The following is a 255-nucleotide window of genomic DNA, read 5'->3' as shown; positions in this document are numbered from 1 at the left end:
ACAAGATCAATGGATGGCGTGCTGGTAAACGGTACGTCTTCCTCGTCGGTATCTTTCACATCCGGACCACTTGGAGGCGTACCTTTCGTGGTTGCCGTATTGTGGATCTTACCGTTGTTTACATCCGACTGCGTTACCGTATAGGTTGCCGTAAACGTTGTCTCTGCTCCCGGTTCAAGGCTCGCTACTGAGGCTGGAGTTATTGTTCCTAAGCCTGGTAGTGGGTCAGTCACTGTTACATTGTTCAGCGTTACA

Annotated in this window: 1 protein-coding gene; it reads right to left on the bottom strand. The window is 50.2% G+C overall.

The window, feature by feature from the left end; all coding sequences use genetic code 11:
* A partial coding sequence (locus AB2U10_RS19320) for a CLIPPER-2 domain-containing protein (RefSeq protein ID WP_493820799.1) occupies window positions 1-255 on the bottom strand: 255 nt, incomplete at both ends.

This window comes from Leadbetterella sp. DM7, assembly GCF_040829825.2.
Taxonomy (GTDB): domain Bacteria; phylum Bacteroidota; class Bacteroidia; order Cytophagales; family Spirosomataceae; genus Leadbetterella.
The sequence above is the reverse complement of the archived record's forward strand: the minus strand, read 5'-3'. Positions and strand labels throughout refer to the sequence as shown.